General features: G+C 71.5%; 21 protein-coding genes. 6 read left to right on the plus strand and 15 right to left on the minus strand.

What is annotated here, in order from left to right:
- Window positions 1-184 precede the first annotated feature (184 nt).
- The 10 genes from ABEB07_RS20215 to rpmG all read right to left on the minus strand — a co-directional run bounded on the left by ABEB07_RS20215 (window position 185) and on the right by rpmG (window position 6942).
- Window positions 185-1105, minus strand: coding sequence for a metal ABC transporter permease (locus ABEB07_RS20215; protein ID WP_345669633.1), 921 nt, complete (start codon window positions 1103-1105; stop codon window positions 185-187).
- The gene (locus ABEB07_RS20220) at window positions 1102-2004 is read right to left on the minus strand and encodes a metal ABC transporter ATP-binding protein (protein ID WP_345669634.1); all 903 of its coding nucleotides are present in this window, start codon (window positions 2002-2004) and stop codon (window positions 1102-1104) included. Before ABEB07_RS20220 ends, ABEB07_RS20215 begins: the two co-directional genes overlap by 4 nt.
- A 9-nt stretch (window positions 2005-2013) precedes the next feature.
- Window positions 2014-2946: a metal ABC transporter solute-binding protein, Zn/Mn family gene (locus ABEB07_RS20225; RefSeq protein ID WP_345669636.1), complete on the minus strand. Its 933-nt coding sequence runs from the start codon at window positions 2944-2946 to the stop codon at window positions 2014-2016.
- A 201-nt stretch (window positions 2947-3147) separates the two neighbouring features.
- Complete coding sequence (locus ABEB07_RS20230) at window positions 3148-3558, minus strand: Fur family transcriptional regulator (protein ID WP_345669637.1); 411 nt, start codon at window positions 3556-3558, stop codon at window positions 3148-3150.
- An 82-nt stretch (window positions 3559-3640) separates the two neighbouring features.
- Complete coding sequence (locus ABEB07_RS20235) at window positions 3641-4819, minus strand: GTP-binding protein (protein WP_345669638.1); 1179 nt, start codon at window positions 4817-4819, stop codon at window positions 3641-3643.
- A 6-nt stretch (window positions 4820-4825) separates the two neighbouring features.
- Window positions 4826-4996, minus strand: coding sequence for a 50S ribosomal protein L32 (gene rpmF / locus ABEB07_RS20240; protein ID WP_345669639.1), 171 nt, complete (start codon window positions 4994-4996; stop codon window positions 4826-4828).
- A 61-nt stretch (window positions 4997-5057) separates the two neighbouring features.
- Window positions 5058-5294, minus strand: a complete 237-nt coding sequence (rpsR, locus tag ABEB07_RS20245) for a 30S ribosomal protein S18 (protein ID WP_345669640.1) — start codon at window positions 5292-5294, stop codon at window positions 5058-5060.
- 33 nt (window positions 5295-5327) lie between these two features.
- Window positions 5328-6479, minus strand: a complete 1152-nt coding sequence (locus ABEB07_RS20250) for a GTP-binding protein (protein WP_345669641.1) — start codon at window positions 6477-6479, stop codon at window positions 5328-5330.
- The gene (locus ABEB07_RS20255) at window positions 6476-6733 is read right to left on the minus strand and encodes a type B 50S ribosomal protein L31 (protein ID WP_345669642.1); all 258 of its coding nucleotides are present in this window, start codon (window positions 6731-6733) and stop codon (window positions 6476-6478) included. The genes ABEB07_RS20250 and ABEB07_RS20255 overlap by 4 nt, the downstream gene beginning before the upstream one ends.
- Window positions 6734-6777: 44 nt before the next feature.
- Window positions 6778-6942 carry a 50S ribosomal protein L33 gene (rpmG, locus tag ABEB07_RS20260; protein WP_345669643.1) on the minus strand — a complete coding sequence of 55 codons (165 nt, stop codon included), beginning with the start codon at window positions 6940-6942 and terminating at the stop codon, window positions 6778-6780.
- A gap of 64 nt (window positions 6943-7006) precedes the next feature.
- On the opposite strand from rpmG, the gene rpmB reads away from it, so the two are divergent.
- Window positions 7007-7243, plus strand: a complete 237-nt coding sequence (gene rpmB, locus ABEB07_RS20265) for a 50S ribosomal protein L28 (protein ID WP_345669644.1) — start codon at window positions 7007-7009, stop codon at window positions 7241-7243.
- The gene (rpsN, locus tag ABEB07_RS20270) at window positions 7243-7548 is read left to right on the plus strand and encodes a 30S ribosomal protein S14 (protein ID WP_345669645.1); all 306 of its coding nucleotides are present in this window, start codon (window positions 7243-7245) and stop codon (window positions 7546-7548) included. Before rpmB ends, rpsN begins: the two co-directional genes overlap by 1 nt.
- Before the next feature lie 60 nt (window positions 7549-7608).
- Here the strand turns inward: rpsN and ABEB07_RS20275 are convergent, their stop codons facing one another.
- Genes ABEB07_RS20275 through ABEB07_RS20290 form a run of 4 tightly spaced genes read right to left on the minus strand, consistent with a single transcriptional unit; the run spans window position 7609 to window position 12468 of the window.
- Window positions 7609-9078 carry an ABC transporter ATP-binding protein gene (locus ABEB07_RS20275; protein ID WP_345669646.1) on the minus strand — a complete coding sequence of 490 codons (1470 nt, stop codon included), beginning with the start codon at window positions 9076-9078 and terminating at the stop codon, window positions 7609-7611.
- Window positions 9075-9941 carry an ABC transporter permease gene (locus ABEB07_RS20280; RefSeq protein WP_345669647.1) on the minus strand — a complete coding sequence of 289 codons (867 nt, stop codon included), beginning with the start codon at window positions 9939-9941 and terminating at the stop codon, window positions 9075-9077. Before ABEB07_RS20280 ends, ABEB07_RS20275 begins: the two co-directional genes overlap by 4 nt.
- Entirely contained in the window at window positions 9938-10888 is a 951-nt protein-coding gene (locus ABEB07_RS20285) for an ABC transporter permease (RefSeq protein WP_345669649.1), read from the minus strand. Before ABEB07_RS20285 ends, ABEB07_RS20280 begins: the two co-directional genes overlap by 4 nt.
- Complete coding sequence (locus ABEB07_RS20290) at window positions 10885-12468, minus strand: ABC transporter substrate-binding protein (RefSeq protein ID WP_345669650.1); 1584 nt, start codon at window positions 12466-12468, stop codon at window positions 10885-10887. Before ABEB07_RS20290 ends, ABEB07_RS20285 begins: the two co-directional genes overlap by 4 nt.
- 237 nt (window positions 12469-12705) lie before the next feature.
- Here ABEB07_RS20290 and ABEB07_RS20295 point away from each other — a divergent pair, with 237 nt between their 5' ends.
- The 4 genes from ABEB07_RS20295 (at window position 12706) to ABEB07_RS20310 (ending at window position 17605) form a co-directional block, all read left to right on the plus strand.
- Complete coding sequence (locus ABEB07_RS20295) at window positions 12706-14214, plus strand: Y4yA family PLP-dependent enzyme (RefSeq protein ID WP_345669651.1); 1509 nt, start codon at window positions 12706-12708, stop codon at window positions 14212-14214.
- Window positions 14211-15548 carry a pyridoxal-phosphate dependent enzyme gene (locus ABEB07_RS20300; RefSeq protein WP_345669653.1) on the plus strand — a complete coding sequence of 446 codons (1338 nt, stop codon included), beginning with the start codon at window positions 14211-14213 and terminating at the stop codon, window positions 15546-15548. The genes ABEB07_RS20295 and ABEB07_RS20300 overlap by 4 nt, the downstream gene beginning before the upstream one ends.
- Before the next feature lie 5 nt (window positions 15549-15553).
- Window positions 15554-16759 carry an aminotransferase class V-fold PLP-dependent enzyme gene (locus ABEB07_RS20305; protein WP_345669654.1) on the plus strand — a complete coding sequence of 402 codons (1206 nt, stop codon included), beginning with the start codon at window positions 15554-15556 and terminating at the stop codon, window positions 16757-16759.
- A 78-nt stretch (window positions 16760-16837) separates the two neighbouring features.
- Window positions 16838-17605: a class I SAM-dependent methyltransferase gene (locus ABEB07_RS20310; RefSeq protein ID WP_345669655.1), complete on the plus strand. Its 768-nt coding sequence runs from the start codon at window positions 16838-16840 to the stop codon at window positions 17603-17605.
- Between the two features lie 518 nt (window positions 17606-18123).
- Here ABEB07_RS20310 and ABEB07_RS20315 read toward each other — a convergent pair.
- The gene (locus tag ABEB07_RS20315; RefSeq protein WP_345669656.1) at window positions 18124-18681 is read right to left on the minus strand and encodes a GNAT family N-acetyltransferase; all 558 of its coding nucleotides are present in this window, start codon (window positions 18679-18681) and stop codon (window positions 18124-18126) included.
- Window positions 18682-18850: the final 169 nt, after the last annotated feature.

Genomic DNA, 18850 nt, shown 5'->3' on the forward strand with positions numbered 1-18850 from the left:
CCTGGCCGGACTCCACATCGCGGGCATCTTCCTCTGGTCCGCCCGGTGATCCAAACGAAACTGCCTAGCTGCGGGACGGCTTGTCCGAGGAAGCGTTCCCCGAGCGGTTCCGGGCGGCGCCGTCGCCGCGGAGTGTGGCCCGCCTGAACTGAGCGACCGGAGACGGCATGACGTGAGGAGGGACTCAGGCGGTGGCGGCGCCCGCGTGCTGGGTGACTTCGGCGCGGCCGGCGTCCGCCCCGGCGGCCTTCCGGCCCCAGTTCCTGCGTCGCACCGCCCCGATCGCGGCGCAGATCCCGTACAGGGTGAAGGACAGGGTGGTCACGTAGGGGCTGATGGGGACGCTGCTCCCCAGCGCCAGCAGGATGCCGCCCTCCATCGAGACGACGGCGAGCACGACGCTCAGCACCGGCAGCATGACGGGGGACGCCGTGACCCGCGCCGCCGCGGCGGCCGGGGTGACGACCAGCGTCAGGACGAGCAGTGCCCCGACCACCTGCACGGACAGCGCGATGGTCAGGCCGAGCACCAGCATGAAGGCGAGGGAGAGACCCCGAACCGGCACGCCGCGGGTGCCGGCGACCTCCGGGTCGATGCTGGCGAACATCAGGGGCCGCCACATCACGAGCAGGGCGACGAGCACGAGCGCCGACATGCTCAGCAGGATCGTCGTCTGCGGAGTATCCACCGCCACGATCTGGCCCGTGAGCAGCCCGAACTTGTTCGCCGCCCGGCCCTTGTAGAGCGCGAGGAAGAGCACGCCCAGGCCGAGACCGAACGGCATGAGAATGCCGATCACCGAGTTGCGGTGCCGCGCCTTCGCCCCGAGGACCCCGATCACGCTCGCGGCGACCAGGGAGCCGATGACCGAGCCCGCGACCACGTTCATGCCGAAGAGCAGCGCCGCTGAGGCCCCGGCGAAGGACAGCTCACTGATGCCGTGCACCGCGAAGGGGAGGTCGCGCATGATGACGAACACCCCCGCGAGACCGCCCACCAGGCCGAGCGCGGCGCCGACGATCAGCGAGTTGTGCACGAGCTCCAGCAGCGCGCCGTAGTCCTCGAAGGTGAAGATCTGCTGCCAGAGGCTGCCGGCGGAGGTCATGTGCGCGCTCCTTGCTTCCCGCGCGCCGTGTGGCGTACGCCGTGCGGTTCCGGTTCGTGATGATGGTCCGAGGCGGTCGGCTCGTCGGGGGCGCCGACCACGACCACCCGGTCCCGCACCCGCAGGACGTCGACGCGCGTGCCGTAGAGGTCGGACAGCGACTCCGAGGTCAAAACCTCCTGCGGCGTCCCGATCCGGTGCCGCCCCCGGGCGAGGTAGAGGACCCGGTCGGCCATGCCGAGCACGGGGTTGATCTCATGGGTGACGAAGACGACGGCCGTGCCGTGGGACCGGCGGCGGGCGTCGACGAGTTCCGTCACCGCGCGCTGGTGGCGCAGATCGAGGGAGAGCAACGGCTCGTCGCACAGCAGCAGCTGCGGATCCGCGGCGAGCGCCTGCCCGACCCGGACGCGCTGCTGCTCGCCGCCGGAGAGCATGTCGAGCGGGACGTCGGCGTAGTCCGTCGCACCCACGGCCGCGAGGATCTCGTCCACCCGTCGGCGTGGGCCGCGGCCCGGCAGGCCGAGGCCGAAGCGGTGCCCGTCGAACCCCAGGCGCACCAGATCGCGGGCGCGCAGGGCGGCCTGCCCCGCCAGAGTGGACTGCTGGGGAACGTAGCCGAGGCGCCGGCCGGCCTTCCCCGGCCGGCGGCCGAGCACCGTGAGCCGTCCCGAGGACAGCGGCACCCGGCCGAGCAGGGCCTTCATGAAGCTGGTCTTCCCGGATCCGTTCGGTCCGAGAACGGCGAGGAACTCGCCCTCGCACACCTCGAGGTCCAGGTCCTGCCACACCGTCCGGGAGCCGTAGGCGAGCGCCGCGTTCTCCGCGCGGATCACGGGTTGTGCGGTTGACGCCGCCCCTCGTGCCGCCGACCGGTCATCTTTGGCCTGTTTCGGCATGACCGGCGCCTACTTGTCCAGTGCGCCGGCGAGGGCGTCGATGTTCGACGTCATCCACGACAGGTAGTCCTTGCCCGCGGGAAGCGTCTCGGTGACCGGGACCACCGGGATGCCCGCCTTCTTCGCGGCCTCCTTCACCTTCTCCGTCTGGGCGCCTGCGGTCTGCTCGTTGTAGACGAGGACCTTGACCTGCTTGCCGGAGTAGAGGTCAAGGGTCTCCTTGAGGACCTGCGGCGAGACGTCGTCGCCCTCCTCGATCGCCTCGCTGAAGTCCTCAGGCGTCTTGTTCTTCAGCCCGGCGGCCTCCGTCATGTAGAGCGGGACGGGCTCGGTGATGGCCACGCCCTCACCGGCGTGATTCTTCTTGACGGCGGCTTCCTTCGCCGTCAGCGGCTCCAGCTTGGCCGTGAACGCGTCGGCGTTCTTCTTGAAGGTCGCGGCATCGCCCGGGGCCACCTTGCCCAGCTCCAGGGCGATGCGGTCGGCCACCTTGCCGACGCTGGTGAAGTCGTACCAGACGTGCTCGTTGAGCTCCCCGCCGACCGGGGCCTTGTGGCCGGACACCTGCACGGCGTCGATCTTCGCGGCTGAGGTGTTGCTCTTCGTCATCCGGGAGACGAAGTCGTCGTAGCCGCCGCCATTGGCGATGACGACCTTGGCCTTGGAGAGCGTCAGCTGGTTGCGGGTGCTGGCCTCGAAGGAGTGCGGGTCCTGATCGGGGCTGGTGATGATCGACGTCACGTCGACCTTGTCGCCGCCAACCTGCTTGGCGACGTCCCCCCAGACGTTGGTCGACGCGACGACGGGAATCCTCGCCGAGTCCGTGGTCGCTCCGCCCTTGGCGTCGTCGTCCGAGTCCGTGGACCCGCCACAGCCGGCCAGCAGAGCGGCGGCGGCCACCCCGGATATGAGGGTCAGGGAACGGGAGAGTGGCGTGGGCATGGGTCCTCCATGTGCGGAATCTCGAAAGGGTGATAAGGCGCGGCGTATGGGCAGCTCAAGGGCCTGCAGCCCAGGGTAGTTGAAAATGAATGTCGTAACGATGTTCGGGAAGTGGGAGACAGCGGATTTTGCGAAGCTTTGGCGACGACTGCCGTGAGGCATGCCCCCATGTCCGGGTGACCGCCGTCGGCACGCCCAAGGTCACTCTTTCCGGCCGCAGTCCCCGCAGACGCCGGTCAGCTCGACGACGTGGTCGATGCCGGTGAAGCCGGTGGTCGCCGCGACGCTCCGGGCCCACCGCTCGACCTGTTCCGCCTCCACCGCGCGGCTCAGCCCGCACTCCCGGCATACGACGTAGTGCTGGTGCCGCCCGTCGGGGCGCGGGCGATAGAGCCGTTCACCGTTGAGGTCGCGGATCACGTCCGCGCCGCCGTCCGCCTCCAGGATGCGGAGGGTGCGGTAGACGGTGGTCAGGCCGATCATGATGCCGGCGGCCTCGGCCGCCGCGTGCAGGGACCGCGCGGAGACGAAGTCGTCGCACGTCTGGAACAGAGTCAGCAACTCGCGACGCTGCCGTGTCGAGCGCTGGTTCCCGAGAGCGGAGCCGCGCATGGTCACCTCCCGGTGGATGACGCCGGTACCAGGCTGACCGGGCCGGGTGATGCCGTGGCTGCGACCATCACCCGGCCCGGGGTCATCGGACGGGCAGCACCGCCCCGTGCTGCTCGTGCACGCAGGACTCGTGGGCCTCGGGGACGTCCCAGGCGGGGAAGGGATCCTCGCCGCCGGTCCACTCGCCGTCCAGGAGGCATTCCTCCAGCGCCGAGTGCAGGGCCGCCGGCTCCAGCTCGGTGCCGATGAACACCAGCTCCTGGGCCTGCTGCTCGGGCGCCCCGGCCTCGCTGATCCCGGCGGGCTCGAAGCGGGCGACAGACCCGGCCTGGGACCACAGGCCGGTCACCCCGGTGCGTCCGGCCAGCGTGAAGAAGCCCTTGCTGCGCAGGACCGTCCCGAAGTCGCCGCTGTCGAACCGCTCGGTGATCAGCTGCCACAGCCGCCCCGGGTGGAAGGGCCGGTCGGCGCGGAACAGGGTGGACGAGATCCCGTACTCCTCGGTCTCCGGGACGTGGTCGCCGTTCAGCTCCCGCACCCAGCCGGGTGCCTGCTGCGCCCGCTCGACGTCGAACAGACCGGTCCCGAGTACCTCGGAGGCGCGCACCCGACCGCGGACCGTCTCGACCAGGCGCGCGCCCGGGTTGAGCCGGGCGAGGACGCCGCGCAGCCGCTCGGCGGACGTGTCGTCGACCAGGTCGAGCTTGTTCAGGACGATCACGTCGGCGAACTCGACCTGGTCGATCAGCAGGTCGCTCACGGTGCGCTCGTCGTCCTCGAAGGGCGCGAGCCCCCGCTCGGCGAGTTCGTCGCCGGTGCCCAGCTCGGCCAGGAAGTTGGCCGCGTCCACCACGGTGACCATGGTGTCCAGCTGGGCGAGTTCGTCGAGCGCCGCCCCGTCGTCGCGCGCGAAGGAGAAGGTGGCGGCGACCGGCATGGGCTCGGAGATGCCGCTGGACTCGATCAGGAGGTAGTCGAAGCGTCCTTCCCGGGCGAGGCGGTCCACCTCGTCGAGGAGGTCGTCGCGGAGTGTGCAGCAGATGCAGCCGTTGGTCATCTCGACCAGCCGTTCCTCCGTGCGGGAGAGAGCGGCCTCGCCACCGCGCACCAACGCGGCGTCAATGTTGATCTCGCTCATGTCGTTCACGATGACGGCGACGCGCAGTCCCTCGCGGTTGGTCAGCAGGTGGTTGAGCAGGGTGGTCTTGCCCGCTCCGAGGAACCCGGAGAGGACGGTCACCGGCAGGCGGTCGTGCGGCATCACGCGTCAGTCCTCCGGGCGGAGCAGGCAGCGCTCGTAGGCCTTGCGCAGGTGCTGGGGGACCAGGTAGGTGCTGCCGTCGATGGTGACGGGGGCGAGCGGCGGGGTGCTCGCGCGCCACTGGGCGCGGCGGTGGCGGGTGTTGCTGCGTGACATCTTGCGCTTGGGGACGGCCATGACGATCCTCTCGTCGGTGGGAAAGTCGTCCGAGGACAACTCGTTCGCGGAAGGCGGGAGTTCAGCGGCTGGAGTAGGGGAGCAGGGCCATCTCGCGGGCGTTCTTGACGGCGGTGGCGATCCGCCGCTGCTGCTGCCGGCTGATCCGGGTGACCCGGCGGCTGCGGATCTTGCCGCGGTCGGAGATGAACTTCCGCAGCAGGTCGGTGTCCTTGTAGTCGATGTGGGTGATGCCGGCGACGTCGAGGGGGTTGGGCCGGTTCTTGCGCGTGGGCGTGGCTTTGGCGGAGCGGGGCATGGAGCCCTCCTGGGATGGTGAGAGGGGGGTGGGTCAGGCGACGGCGTCGAGCAGTCGGTCGAAGCCGGTGGGCCGGCGCCAGGCGGCGGGTCCGGACGCCAGTTCGTCGTCGGTGAGCAGGCAGGCGTCGAGGAGCGCGAGCAGGCCGGCGCGGTCGAGGTCGGGCGAGGTGAAGACGAGGTGCTGGCAGCGGTCGCCGTGTTCGGGGTGCCAGTCCAGCGCGGCGGCGGTCCGGCGCTCGGCGGGCATCATCTCCCAGGCCGCGTCCGGGAGGGAGGCCATCCACGGCCCGGCGCTCTCCACGCTCAGCGCGCCGCCCGCGGCGTCCCAGGCGAGCAGGCTGTCGGGCCGGTCCGCCAGCCAGAACCTTCCCCGGCTGCGGGCGGCGGCGCAGCACAGGTCCTCCAGCGCCGCGTAGAGGCGGCCGGCGTGGAAGGGGCGGCGGCGCTGCCAGACGAGTGTGCTGACTCCTTCCTCGTCGCAGTCGTGGGGGAGCCGGGCGCAGGCCGGGTGCTGGGCGGCCGCCGCCGCTGCCACGTCGAACCCGGCGACCGCGATGCCGCCCAACTGCCCCGACTCGATGCGGATCCGCCGCGCGGCGGGATGCAACTGCCGTAGGAGCGCGAGGTCGTCGGGTCCGGTGACGGGGCTGTCGGCGAGGGCGAGGACGGGGGCGTACTCCAGTTGCCGTGCGAAGGTGTCGCCCACGGTGCGCTGGTCGTTCGCCGCAGCGGCGAGTCCGGCATCGGCGAGGTCGTCGCCGTCGGACAGGCTGGGCAGGGTGAGCGCGGGGTCCAGGGCGGTCACCACATTGGTGAGCCGGAAGGCGCCGTGGCCGTGGCCGGCGACCACCTCCGCCATGCCGCGGGGCTCCACGGAGTCCCACAGCTCCACGACCGCGAGGCGGGTGAGGCCGCCGGCGGCCAGCCGTTCCAGTTCGGGGACGAGGTCCTCGCGCAGGGCGCAGCAGGCGCAGTCGTCGACCAGCGGCGTCTCGCCCCAGGAGGTGTCGCCCGCGGCGTCGCGGACGCTGCGGCGCACGATGCCCGCCGGGGCGGTGGACAGGTCGTGGTGCAGGGCGACGCTGCCGGGTACCTCGCGCAGCAGTTGTTCGACCGTGGCGCGGCGGGCGTCGGCGTGCATTCCGCCGACGATCACCACGGGCATCGGTCCGTCGAGGGTCATCGGCGGCCTCCGGCCCGTCCGTAGCGGCGCTCGAAGCGCTCGACGCGGCCGGCGGTGTCCAGCACGCGGGCGGTGCCGGTGTAGAAGGGGTGGCTCGCCGAGGAGATCTCGACGTCGACCACCGGGTAGGTGCGGCCGTCCTCCCAGTCGATCGTCTTGTCGCTGGTCATCGTCGAGCGGGTCAGGAAGGCGAAGTCGCCGGCCTTGTCGCGGAAGACGACCGGGCGGTAGGCGGGGTGGATTCCGGGCTTCATGGGGTGTCCCTGGTGCGGAGTGTGGACGGACGGGGCCGGTGCGGTCAGCGTTCCTCGCGGAAGTCGACGTGGCGCCGGGCGATGGGGTCGAACTTCCTGAGGACCAGTCGGTCCGGGTCGTTCCGGCGGTTCTTGCGGGTCACGTAGGTGTAGCCGGTCCCGGCGGTGGAGCGGAGCTTGACGATCGGGCGCAGTTCGTTGCGTGCCATGGGAGTAGCATACGACAATGATTGTCATTGCCGGTAAGCCGGTGTCGAGAAAGGCAGAACCCGTATGTCCGCCCACTGTCAACTGACCGGCGCCGAGCCGGTCTTCGGCAAGAAGATCTCCCACTCGCACCGGCGCACCTCGCGCCGGTTCGACCCGAACATCCAGAACAAGCGGTACTGGCTGCCCAGCGAGGGGCGCAACGTGCGCCTGCGGCTGAGCGCGAGGGCCATCAAGACGGTGGACCTGATCGGCATCGAGGCCGCCGTCGCCCGCATCCGAGCCCGTGGGGAGCGTGTCTGATGGCGAAGAAGAGCAAGATCGCGAAGAACGAGAAGCGGAAGCTGATCGTCGCCCGTTACGCGGAGCGGCGCGCTGAGCTCAAGGCCGTTCTGGTCTCCCCGGCCACCACGGACGAGGAGAAGGCGGCCGCGCAGGCGGAACTGCGCCGCCAGCCGCGGGATGCGAGCGCGACCCGGGTCCGCAACCGCGACAGCGTGGACGGCCGCCCCCGCGGGCACCTGCGCAAGTTCGGCCTCTCCCGCGTCAACGTGCGTGAGCAGGCCCACGCCGGATTCCTGCCCGGAGTGACGAAGTCGTCCTGGTGACGGACGAGTAGGCGGGGGCGGCACGGTCGTGCCGCCCCCCTCCTCGCGTCCGCGGGACCCTCACAGCAGGTGCCCGGCCGGAACGTCGTCCCAGTGCCGCAGCCGGCCCTCGTCCAGCACCATCACGTCGTCGGCGACTCGCTGGACCACCTGCGGATCGTGGGTGATCAAAAGCACGCCCAACGACCGCTCCTCGCACAGCTCCCGCACGAGATCGAGCACGGACGCCTGGGTCACCGAGTCGAGCGCCGAGGTCATCTCGTCGCACAGCAGGATCCGCGGCCCAGCGGCCAACGCGCGGGCGATGGCGATGCGTTGGCGCTGCCCGCCGGAGAGCCGGCCCGGTGTGCGCCGCGCGAGCTCGGGGGGCAGGCCGACCAGGCCGAGCAGCCGCTCGACCTCCTCCTCGATCAGCTCCGGTGCCCGCATGCCCCGCAGGACGCGCAGCGGGCGCACCAGGGCGTCGCGGACCGGTCGCAGGGGGTGCAGCGTCTCGGCCGGGCTCTGCGGTACAAGCTGGATCGCCGCGCGGTCCGTCACCGGCCTCCTGCGCGCCCGCCCCGGCAGCGGACGCCCGTCGAGCAGGATCGACCCGCCCGCGACCGGGTGGAGTCCGGTGACGCAGCGGGCCAGCGTCGTCTTGCCGCTGCCGGACGCGCCGGTGACGGCCAGACAGCGGCCCGGCCGGACGGTCAGACCGACCTCCTTCAGCACGCGCCGCCCGCCCACCGACGCGGTGAGTGAGTCGACCCGCAGGACAGGCGGCGCCTCGGAAGCCTGCCCGCGCGACCGGGGCGGCGGCGACGCCGCGGCGACCAGTGCCGCCGCCGGACGGGACACGGGAGCGGTCAGGACCCGGGCGGTCGGCGCGTCCTCCACGATCCGGCCGTGCGCCAGGACCACGACCCGGTCCACCAGCCCCTCGACCGACGAGAGGTCGTGGGTGATCCACAGCAGACCCACACCCGCCTCGCGGACGCGGGCCAGCTCCGTACGGATCACCTCCTTCGCCACGGGGTCGAGGGCAGAGGTGGGTTCGTCCAGGACGAGCAGCCGCGGGTCCCGGGCGAGGGCGACGGCCAGAGCCGCCCGTTGCTGCTGGCCGCCGGAGAGTTCGGCGGGGCGCCGCCGCGCGAACGCGGCGGGCAGACCGACCCGGCGCAGCAGCGCCTCGGTCCCGTCGGCGTCCCGGGCGTCCAGCGCGGCGCCCAGCGTGCCGGACAGCCGGCGATAGGGGTTGAGCGTCGTGCCGGCGTCCTGCCCGAGGTAGGCGACCGTACGGCCGCGCAGCTCGGGGTGGGGCACCGGCAGCGTGTCGTGCCCGTCCACGCGGACCCGGCCGTCGGCCAGGGTGAGACCGGGGCGCAGGTGTCCCAGGACGGAGAGGGCCAGGGTGGTTTTCCCGGAGCCGGAGGCGCCCGCCACGGCCAGCGCCTCGCCCCGGTCCGCCGTGAGGGACACGCCGCGCAGGACCGGGCCCCGGGACGAGTTGAGCACCAGGTTCTCGACGGCGAGCATCGGTGTGCTCACTCCTCCTCCTCGGGGCGGGTCAGGTCGTCGGACAGAAGATTGACGCCCACGGCGAGGACGGCGATCAGGAGCAGCGGAGCCACCAGCGCCCAGGGCTGGAGCGCGGCGCCGGGCAGGGCCTCGTGGACGAGGGTGCCCCAGTCGGACCCCGAGACCCCGACGCCGAGGAAGCCGGCGGCGCCAACCAGGTAGAGGGAGAAGACGAAGCGGAGCCCGGCGTCGGCGAGCACCGTGGTAGCGACCAGCGGCAGGACCTCGTGGCGCAGCACCCAGGTCCACCGTTCCCCCCGGGCGAGCGACAGCTCCACGTGCGGCCTGCGCAGCACGGGCAGCGCCGCGGCCCTGACGACCCGCGCGGACAGCGGTACGCCCGCGACGCACGCCGCGAGCACGATGCCGGTACGGCTGGGCACCGCCGTCAGGACGAGCAGCAGGGCGAGCATCGGCGGCAGCGCGGCCAAGGCGTCCAAGGGCCGCATCACCAGTCCTTCGGCGGCCGGCCTGTGATGGGCGACCAGGGCCGCCGTGAGCCCCGCCGAGGTGCCGAGCGCCACGGTCAGCGCGGTGGCGGTCACCGTGGTCAGCACCACCGAGGGACCGCCGCGTAGCAGCCGGGAGAGTACGTCCCGGCCGAGGTGGTCGGTGCCGAGCAGGTGTCCGGGGGCGGGCCCCGCGTACGGCGTCGCGACCATCTCGGTCGCCGAGTGCGGCGCGAGCAACTGCCCGATCAGGCCGACGATCAGAACGGCGCCCACGAGGACCGCCACGGTCAGCGTGCGAAGCCTGACGCGCCGTCCGAGGGGGCCGGGGGCCGGCCGCAGCGGACCGGGGACCTGGCTGAGCGGTGGTGCGGGTGTCGTCATCCGGATCCCGTCCTCGCGACCGCGGCGCCGACGATGTCCGCGGCGATGGTGGCCAGCAGGGTGAGCGCCCCCATGAGCACCGCGAGGGCCTGCACGACCGGCAGGTCCCCGGTGCTGACCGAGGCGACCAGCACGTTGCCGATGCCCGGGTAGCCGAAGACGGTCTCCACCAGGACCGTGCCGCCGAGCATCCCGGCCGAGGTGATCAGCCAGATCTGCGTGGCGGAGGGCAGCACGGCGGGCAGGACGCCGTGGCGCAGCACGGTCCGTTCCGGAAAGCCGTTGAGCCGCATCGCCTCGACGTGCGGGGCGCGCAGGGCGACCAGCGTCTGCGCCCGCACCACCCGCGTCGCGTAGGCGAGACCGACCCACAGCAGGCTCAGTACCGGCAGCACCAGCACCTCCGGGTGGGCGAGCGGAGAGTCTCCCGAGGGCACCAGGGAAGTCGCCGGCAGCCAGCCGAACTGCGCACCCAATAGCAGGGCGAGCATGGCCGCGACGACGAACTCGGGCACGGCCGTGGTGAGCAGCAGCAGCGTGGAGGCGGCGCCGTCGGCCCGGCCGCCCGCCCGGCGGCCCAGGGCGATGCCGAGGACCAGCGAGGAGGGCACCAGGAGGAGGATCGTCAGGGCGGCCAGGATCGCGGTGTTGCCGAGGCGCCCGGCGAGCATGTCGGCGACGGGGGTGCCGTTCGCCGAGGTGCCGAGGTCCCCGTGCAGCAGGCCCCCGGCCCACTCCAGGTAGCGCCGGCTCAGCGGCTCGTCCAGTCCGAGCCTGGCCCGGACCACCGCCACCTGGTCCGGGGTGGCGTTCATCCCGAGCCGGGCGGTGGCGGGGTCGCCGGGCAGCAGGTCGACGCCGACGTAGACCACCAGGGACAGTGCGGCCAGCAGGAACCCGGCGGTCACCAGCCGGCCGGCGACGTACCGGGGAAGCCCCCTCTTCACGCGGTGAACCCGACCTTGCCCAGCCACGGGTACTTCGGCGACTCGCGGTTCTCGATGCCCGTCAGCCGCTCCTTCGCCAGGCTCAGCACGTCACCGCGTCCCCAGGCGATCCAGTTGCCGCGGTCCGCCATGACCCGCTGGGCCTTGGTCCAGGCGTCGGCCCTCGCGGTTTGCGAGGTGGTGGATATCGCCGTCGCCACGGCGTCCTTCAGCTCCTTGTCCGGGAAGGCCAACGTGGGGAAGGCGGCGGACCGGGTGTAGGTCAGGGCCAGGGAGACGGGCCCGAGGGGGAACGCGATGGCGTCGCACGCCTTCATGCCCGCCGGGTCGTACCCCTCGGTGGTGTTCACCTTGGCCAGCTCGGCGTCAAGACCGAGACCCCTCAGCTGTTCCACGAACAGCTCCGCGGAGGAGTTGAGTCCCGTCTCGTACTCGGCCGTGCGCACGACGAAGGGCTTGCCGGCGGCGCCGGCCTCCTTCAGCAGCTGTTTCGCCGTCGCCGTGTCGCGCTCCGGGACGGGCACGTCGCCGAGGTAGTACTTCGCGCCGGCCCCGAACAGGTCGTTGGCGGGGGCCCCGTAGCCGAGGAAGACGGCCTCGACCAGCGCCTTGCGGTCGATGCCCAGCTTGATCGCCCGCCGCACCCGCGGGTCCGCGGGCAGGGTGCGGGTGACGTTGAGGACGAAGCCGTAGGTCGTGCGCATGCCCTCGCCCGCGTCACGGATCTGGAGACCGCTGCCGGGCGTCCCCGCCTTCGCGGTGGCGAAGGAGATATCCGAGGCGTAGTCGGCCTGTCCGTCCCTGACCGCGTTCACGCGGGCCTGCGCGTCGTCGACGCTGAGCAGGACGACCGCTTCGGCGGGCCCGTCGCCGTCCCAGTAGCCGGCGAAGCGCTCAAGACGGGTCTCGACACCCGCCTTGAAGGCCGTCAGGCGGTAAGGGCCGGTGCCGACGGTCGACTTGGCGTCGAAGGAGGTGGTGCCCTTCTTGATGACGTACAGCCCCGCGCCCGCGAACAGGGTGGCCGGGTCTCCGACCGGCTGAAGGGTCGGTACGACCACGGTGTGGTCGTCGCTCGCCCGGGCGGCGGCGAGGTCGAAGTAGGCCGACAGCTCGCTCGGCGAGACGCGGTCGGGGGAAGCGCGGTACTTCAGCGTGTGCACGACGTCCGCTGAGGTGAAGGGCGTTCCGTCGTGCCACTTCACCCCCTGGCGCAGGATCAGGGTGCAGCTCTTGGCCTTGCTGTCGACGGTGGCGCCCGTGGCGAGCGCCGGCTCGGCCGCGCCGCCGGTGAAGGAGAACAGCGTGTCGAAGAGGACCGAGTAGCGGGCGAGGTCGCAGGGCGAGGTGCCCACGGTCGGGTCGAGCGACTCGGCCGCTCCCGCGCCGGCGAACGCGAGCCGCGCGGTGCCGTCGCGCTCGGCCGCGCCGGTGGGCGCGCCGGTCACGGTGGGCGTCACGGCCTGACCGGAGGAGCATCCGGTGAGCGACGGGGCGGTCACCGCGGCCGTGCCCAGACCGATCAGGGCGAGGACGCCGCGCCGGGTCAGAGCAGGGGAAGAGACAGGGCGATGAGACATGACACTCCGAGTGCGTGTGGGCGCGTGCACTGGCGTGCCGGATCGCCCAGAGGGCCCAAGAACAGCTCTAGTCATACATGATAATCATTTTCAGAAGCAAGAGCCGGAGCGTCGGAGTCGTGATCGGGCGACGGCGTGCACAAGAGGACGCTTAGCAGCGCGTGCAGGTGGAAACGACTAACCCCGAAACGATTGTCGTCACCATGAGGCGGCGACACGCGAACGTGGGGAGGATGCGTGGCGAAGGACGCGCCCCTGTATCTGAAGCCGCGGGTGGAGCCGCCGCTCGCCTCGTTGCTCGGGGAAGTGAGGTTCCTGCACTCGCTGGTGGATACGCTCGGCTCGCCGCTGAACGTGCTGCTGCCCGAGGTCGTCGCCGGGAACGCCGAACACTTCCGCTCGGTCTACGTCCGCCACCGCCTCTGCGGCCGGGTGTACTTCGCGCACAAGGCGAATCGGTCCAGCGCGTTGGTGCGCAGGCTGGCCGCTTGCGATCCAGCCGTGGTAGGCATCGATGTGGCCTCGCTCGGAGAGCTTCGGCACGCGCTCAGCTGTGGGTTCACCGGGGACCGGATGATGGCGACCGGGCCCAAGGATCCGCAGTTCCTGTGGCTCGCCGCCCGGGTGGGGGCGACGGTCAACCTGGACTCGGTCGGTGAGCTGCGGCAACTGGCCGAGCTAGTCCGCGAACACGGCCTGGGCAGAACCCGCGTGCTGGCACGCCTGTCGGGATTGGAGTCGGACACCGGCTTCGAAGGCGCCGGCACGCGACTCCTGTCGCGGGGCAGCCGGTTCGGAACGCCGGTCGCGGCGGCCGAAGCACTGTGGTCGGCGCTGGAAGAGCACGCGGATGCCGTCGAACTTGTCGGCCTGGCTTACCACTTGGACACTACGGGCCTGGAGGAGAAGGTCCGCGCCCTGGAGCGATGTGTGCTGCTGATGGACGAGTGCCGGGCGCGCGGCCTGACACCGGGCGTCGTGGACATCGGAGGCGGGTTCGGCGTGGGCTACGTCGCCGAGGCCGCCGAGTGGGAGCGCTGGACCACCGCGCTGAGCGAGGCCGTACTCGGGATACGCCCGCCGCTGACCTGGCGCGGCCACGGCTACGGGCTGCGCGGCGAGGGCGGCACGGTACGCGGCACGGCGGCCCTGTATCCCGCCCACCGGTCCGTCGCGGGGCCGGCCTACCTCGACGCGCTGCTCTCGCGCCCCGCCCCGGCTCTGGGCCGGTCGCCGGCCACCCTGCTCCTGGAGCACCTGAACGACCTGTACATCGAGCCGGGACGGGCCCTCGTCGACCAGTGCGGGGTGTCGCTGGCCCGGGTCCTGGAGGTGCGGCCCACAGGCGACGCCCCCGACCGGTACTTGGTACGCCTGGGCATGAACGCGGGAGACGTCAGCCTGGAGGAGCACGGCGTGCTCGTCGACCCCGTCCTGCTGCCCCGTGACGGGGCGCGCGACGAGTCGAACGGTGCAGGCCCCGTCGGAGTGCACCTCGTCGGCAACCTGTGCCTGGAGGCCGACCTGATCACCCGCCGGCTGGTGTACCTGCCGCGCCTGCCGAGTTCCGGCGACGTACTCGCCTTCGTCAACACCGCCGGATACGCCATGGACTTCCACGCCCACCAGGCGCAGCGGCAGCCACTCGCGCGGACGGTGGCGGTCACAGAGGAGGACGGCATCTGGCGCTGGTGCCTGGACGAGGACTACTGGCCGCTCACGAACCCGCAGGGAAGGCCGACTTGAGATACGACAGCATCACCGACGCCATCGGAAACACGCCGCTGGTCCGCATGGACCCGTCGGTCCACGGACTCCACCACATCGACCTGTACGCCAAGCTCGAGATGCTCAACCCCTTCGGCTCCGTCAAGGACCGGCCCGCCTGGCACATGGCTCGGCCGCTCCTGGCGGAGGCGGTGGGCGGCGACGGCACGGTCGTGGAACTGTCCAGCGGCAACACGGCCAAGGCTCTCGCGCTGCTGGCCGGCCTCAACGGGCTGAAGTTCAAGAGCGTGACCAACCGGATGCGCGTACCCGAGATCAAGGAACTCCTGCTCCTCCTCGGTGCGGAGATCGAGGAACTGCCAGGTCGGAGCGAGTGCCTGGACCCCACGGACACCGACGATCCGCTGACCCGCTTCCACCAGGCGCTGTCCGAACCCGGCAGCGCCTACCTGCACACCGACCAGTACTTCAACCCGCGCAACGTGGAGGCGCACGCGACCGGGACCGGACCCGAGATCGTCAAGGACCTGGACGGTCGAGTGCCCGACTGGTTCGTCGCCTGCGTGGGCACGGCCGGCTCCTCGACCGGAGTCGCCAAGGTGCTGCGCGAGCATGACCCGCGGGTGCGCGTGCTCGGGCTGGTCGCCGACAAGTCCGACTTCATACCGGGCATCCGCACCATCGACGAGGTGCACCAGGTCGGGCTGTTCGACCCGGCGACGTACGACTCCATCGCGTCGGTCACCTCCCAGGAGGCCATCGACGGCATGGTCACGCTGATCCGCCGCTGCGGACTGCTGTCCGGGCCGACCGGCGGCGCGGCCTACCACGGAGCCGTCCGGCATCTCGCCGCCGTCGACGCGGAACTCGCTGGCACCGGTCACCGGCAGACCGCCGTGTTCATCGTCTGCGACCGTGCCGAGAGCTACCTGAGTTATGTGCGCGACCGCCGCCCGGAGCTGCTGGGCAGGGCGCGGCGCGGCCACTCGGCCGCGTCGCTCACCGAAGCCGAGGTCCGCGCCGGGGCCCGGACCGTCACCGTCGAGGAAGCCCGGCGCTGGGTGGCCCAGGGAGAGCCGCGTCCGCTGGTGATCGACATGCGCGGTCCGCACGCCTACGCCGCCCTGCACATCGAGGGGTCGGCCAACATCGTCGACGAGGTGTTCGAGGAACTGGTACGGGTCGGGCTGCCGTTCAGCAAACGCACTCCGGTACTGCTGACCTGTCCGGTGGGGGAGAAGTCCCTGCGCTACGCCGCGCTCCTGACCCGTATGGGGCACCCGGACGTTCGCAGCCTCGCGGGGGGCATCGTCGCCTGGCGGGACGCGGGCGCACCGCTGGTGAGGGAGTGAGCCCGATGGCCGGCGCGCCGCTCGGCGACGACGCGGCGTGGCAGGCGCGGGCACGCGCGGAGTTCCCCATCCTCACCGCGAACCCGGAACTGGTGTACCTGGACAGTGCGGCGACGTCGCAGAAGCCGCAAGCCGTCCTGGACGCCGTGCGGAACTACCTGACGACGACGAACGCCAACGCCGGCCGCGGCACCTACCCCTGGGCCAACCGGACCACGGATCTGGTCGAACAGGCCCGTGAACGGGTCAAATCCTTCCTCGGGGATCCTGCCCCGGACCGCTCCACCGTGCACCTCACAAGCGGGACCAGCGAGGGTCTGCGGACCGTCGCCCGCGACTGGCTCACGCGGTACCTCGGCGACGGCGACGAGATCCTTGTCCCGTTCGCCGATCACCAGGCCAACCTCGAACCGTGGCTGGAGGCCCAACGCCTGCTCGCCGAGCGCGGTGCCGAGGTGCGGGTCCGCGGCCTGCCCCAGCAGGCCTCCGGCGACTACGACCACCGGGCCCTCGCCGAGGCCGTCGGCCCCCGGACCCGCTTCGTCGCCGCGACCCATGTCCACCACGTCTACGGCGGGGACATGAACGTCCACCGCATCCGTGCCGCTGTCGGACCGGACGTACCGATCTGCCTGGACGCGGCGCAGAGCGTCGGCCACCTGCCCCTCAGGCTCGGTGGCCCCCGTCTCGACGTCGACTTCGTCGTCTTCTCCGGGCACAAGGCTCTGGCGCTGCCCGGCACCGGAGCGGTGTGGGCGCGCAACGCCCGGGGCCCGGTCCTGCGGCCCGCGGGCTGGCACGGCACCCCCAACACCGTGGGCGCCGTGTCGCTGCTGGCGGCGTTCGACTGGCTGGACGCGGTCGGCGTCGACCGAATCGCCGCTCACGTCTCCGACCTGGCCAGCCGCCTGACCGACCGGCTGCGCCGTCTGGACGCCTACGAGGTCCTCGGCTGCCCCGTCAGCCTCGCCGCCGACTCGGTGCTGCCCGCGACCCAGCGACGGCACGGCATCGTCACCTTCCGGCACCGCGACATCCCCTCCGACGACCTGGGCTTCATCCTCTTCAGCCACGGCTTCATGGTCCGTGCCGACCGCCTCTGCCAGGCGGGCGCGGACGACAAGGACGGGTCCGTGCGGGTGAGCCTGCACGTGTACAACACCGGCGAAGAGATCGACCGCCTGCTGGCCGTTCTGGTTGCCTTGGAGTGAATGGCAATTGATAACCGTTTCCACCTGTAGATTGCGCGGTAGTCCCAAGAGGTGGAAGACGGAAGAGGTGTGCGGCCGGTGAGCGTGAGCACGGAGACGGCCAGGAGCTGGGTGGAGCGCTGGGAGCGGCAGCAGCAGCGGTACGCGCTGGACCGCGAGGAGCGCTTCACTGTGATCTGCGACGTCGTGGAGCACGTCTGCGTCGACCGTGAACGGCCGACGCTGCTCGACCTGGGCTGTGGTCCCGGATCCCTGTCCGTCCGGCTCGCGCGGCGACTGCCGGACGCGGAGATCGTCGCGGTCGACATGGACCCCATGCTGCTGGAACTGGCGCGGGCGCATCACCCGGACGTCGCCCGCTGGGTGGAGGCGGTGATCGGCGAGGACGGCTGGACCGACACTCTCGGCCTGCGAGGCGGACTGGACGTCGCCGTCACGACGACGGCCCTGCACTACCTCCCGGCGCCCGTCCTGCTGAAGACCTACGAGAGCCTCGCGGCCCTGTTGCGCCCGGGGGGAGCGCTGGTCAACGGAGACCACTTCCCCCCGGACGCGCGCTCCTGCTCCGATCTGACCGCCCACGTGGGGCGCCGACGGGCCGAGCGCTCGGGCGACGAAAGCCACGAGGACTGGGAAGCCTGGTGGTCCGCGGCTGCTGCCGACCCCGAGCTGGCGAACCTGTTCGAGCTGCGACAGCGCAGCCGTCCCTCGTCCGGCGGCGGAGGCGAGAACTGGCATCTGCCGGTGAGCCGCCACGCCGAGCTCCTGCGGGAATCGGGATTCAGCCGTATCACGCCGGTGTGGCAGGTGGGCGACAGTTGCGTGCTCGTGGCGCTGAAAGACTGACGGTCCGCCTGCTCAAGGGTTCGACGTCCCGCGCGCAAGCGCGTCAGGTCCGCGGAGACGCAAGCGTGTCAGGTCCGCAGAGAACCGGTCGTCGACTCGCCGGGCGGTGTCATCCGGGGCGGTTTTGCGGTGTCCGGTGTTCCGCGGTCTGCCGCCCGCGGTCGTCAGTCCCCGGTCCGGCCCACCAGGAGGACATGGTCGGTCACGGTGGCGGCCTGTCCTGGGGCCCCGTCGCGCGGCGGTCCACCGCCTCGGCCCGCTCCACGCCCCACCCGCTGGCGCCCTCGCGAGCACCGGCGCGAAGACCTGCGCCTTCCAGGTCGCCGACAGTTGAGCGCCTTCCTGACCCGCCGACCGCCGTGTACCGCCCCCCGGCGCTGGAGGACACCTGTCTCACCGGGATCAAGCACGTCGTCGAACTGACAGGAGTCCGCGGTCACTGCCGCCCTGCGCAGATGCCGCTGGGGCTGTCCGACGAAGTCGTCACCGCGCCGTTGCCGCAGGGACCGCTTCAGCCCTCACAGCGTCAGGCTCATGAGAATCTCGTCGCGGTCGTCGTCCGGGGCGACACGCAGGGCGCCCGGCCAGCGCCCTACCTCGATCCATCCGACTTTGGCGTAGAAGTCCTCGAGACCGAGACCGGCCCGCACCGTCAGTTTGAGGCGCTCCAGACCCATCTCCTCCCGGGCGACGTGATGGACGTGGTGCATCAGCGCGGCGCCGACCCCGGACCCGCGGAAGTTCACATGCGTCTGCACGTGGTTCACCACGCCGCAGTGCGCTTCGAGCGGATGTGCTTCGCGGCGGACGAGCAGCCAGCCGGCGAGGCAGCCTTCGACGGTGGCCGTCAGAAGTCTGCCACGCTCGGGCGCCAATCCTTGCGCGATCCGCTCCACGGCTGCCGCTGTCTCGGCGGACGTCAGGGGCGGCAGCGGGCAGTCCGCCGGGATGACGGCCCCGCCGGAATTGACCACCGCGGCCCAGCAAGCGGCCAGTTCATGTCTCAGGGCCGTGGAGAGACCTGACGGCTGAGCGAACTGGGCCAACGTGGGCGCGGTCACTCCGGATGCTGTCACGCGAGCCAGCTTCTCACACGGACACCTCTTCATAGGATTGACAATCGTTTTCAGTAAAGCTTGTATGGGGGACGCTCGACGGCATCCCGTCGGCCCCCGTCACGGCTGTTCTTGAGTTAGCTCAGGAATGGTGACGAGATCCCGTCCGATCGCAAGATCGGGCGGGATC

Source organism: Streptomyces similanensis (genome assembly GCF_039543625.1).
GTDB lineage: Bacteria > Actinomycetota > Actinomycetes > Streptomycetales > Streptomycetaceae > Streptomyces > Streptomyces similanensis.

Excerpts from the sequence above, each read along its gene's own strand:
- ABEB07_RS20215 (WP_345669633.1), bottom strand. The coding sequence starts at position 1,105 with ATGACCTCCGCCGGCAGCCTCTGGCAGCAGATCTTCACCTTCGAGGAC.
- ABEB07_RS20220 (WP_345669634.1), bottom strand. The coding sequence starts at position 2,004 with ATGCCGAAACAGGCCAAAGATGACCGGTCGGCGGCACGAGGGGCGGCG.
- ABEB07_RS20225 (WP_345669636.1), bottom strand. The coding sequence starts at position 2,946 with ATGCCCACGCCACTCTCCCGTTCCCTGACCCTCATATCCGGGGTGGCC.
- ABEB07_RS20230 (WP_345669637.1), bottom strand. The coding sequence starts at position 3,558 with ATGCGCGGCTCCGCTCTCGGGAACCAGCGCTCGACACGGCAGCGTCGC.
- ABEB07_RS20235 (WP_345669638.1), bottom strand. The coding sequence starts at position 4,819 with ATGCCGCACGACCGCCTGCCGGTGACCGTCCTCTCCGGGTTCCTCGGA.
- rpmF (WP_345669639.1), bottom strand. The coding sequence starts at position 4,996 with ATGGCCGTCCCCAAGCGCAAGATGTCACGCAGCAACACCCGCCACCGC.
- rpsR (WP_345669640.1), bottom strand. The coding sequence starts at position 5,294 with ATGCCCCGCTCCGCCAAAGCCACGCCCACGCGCAAGAACCGGCCCAAC.
- ABEB07_RS20250 (WP_345669641.1), bottom strand. The coding sequence starts at position 6,479 with ATGACCCTCGACGGACCGATGCCCGTGGTGATCGTCGGCGGAATGCAC.
- ABEB07_RS20255 (WP_345669642.1), bottom strand. The coding sequence starts at position 6,733 with ATGAAGCCCGGAATCCACCCCGCCTACCGCCCGGTCGTCTTCCGCGAC.
- rpmG (WP_345669643.1), bottom strand. The coding sequence starts at position 6,942 with ATGGCACGCAACGAACTGCGCCCGATCGTCAAGCTCCGCTCCACCGCC.
- rpmB (WP_345669644.1), top strand. The coding sequence starts at position 7,007 with ATGTCCGCCCACTGTCAACTGACCGGCGCCGAGCCGGTCTTCGGCAAG.
- rpsN (WP_345669645.1), top strand. The coding sequence starts at position 7,243 with ATGGCGAAGAAGAGCAAGATCGCGAAGAACGAGAAGCGGAAGCTGATC.
- ABEB07_RS20280 (WP_345669647.1), bottom strand. The coding sequence starts at position 9,941 with ATGACGACACCCGCACCACCGCTCAGCCAGGTCCCCGGTCCGCTGCGG.
- ABEB07_RS20290 (WP_345669650.1), bottom strand. The coding sequence starts at position 12,468 with ATGTCTCATCGCCCTGTCTCTTCCCCTGCTCTGACCCGGCGCGGCGTC.
- ABEB07_RS20305 (WP_345669654.1), top strand. The coding sequence starts at position 15,554 with ATGGCCGGCGCGCCGCTCGGCGACGACGCGGCGTGGCAGGCGCGGGCA.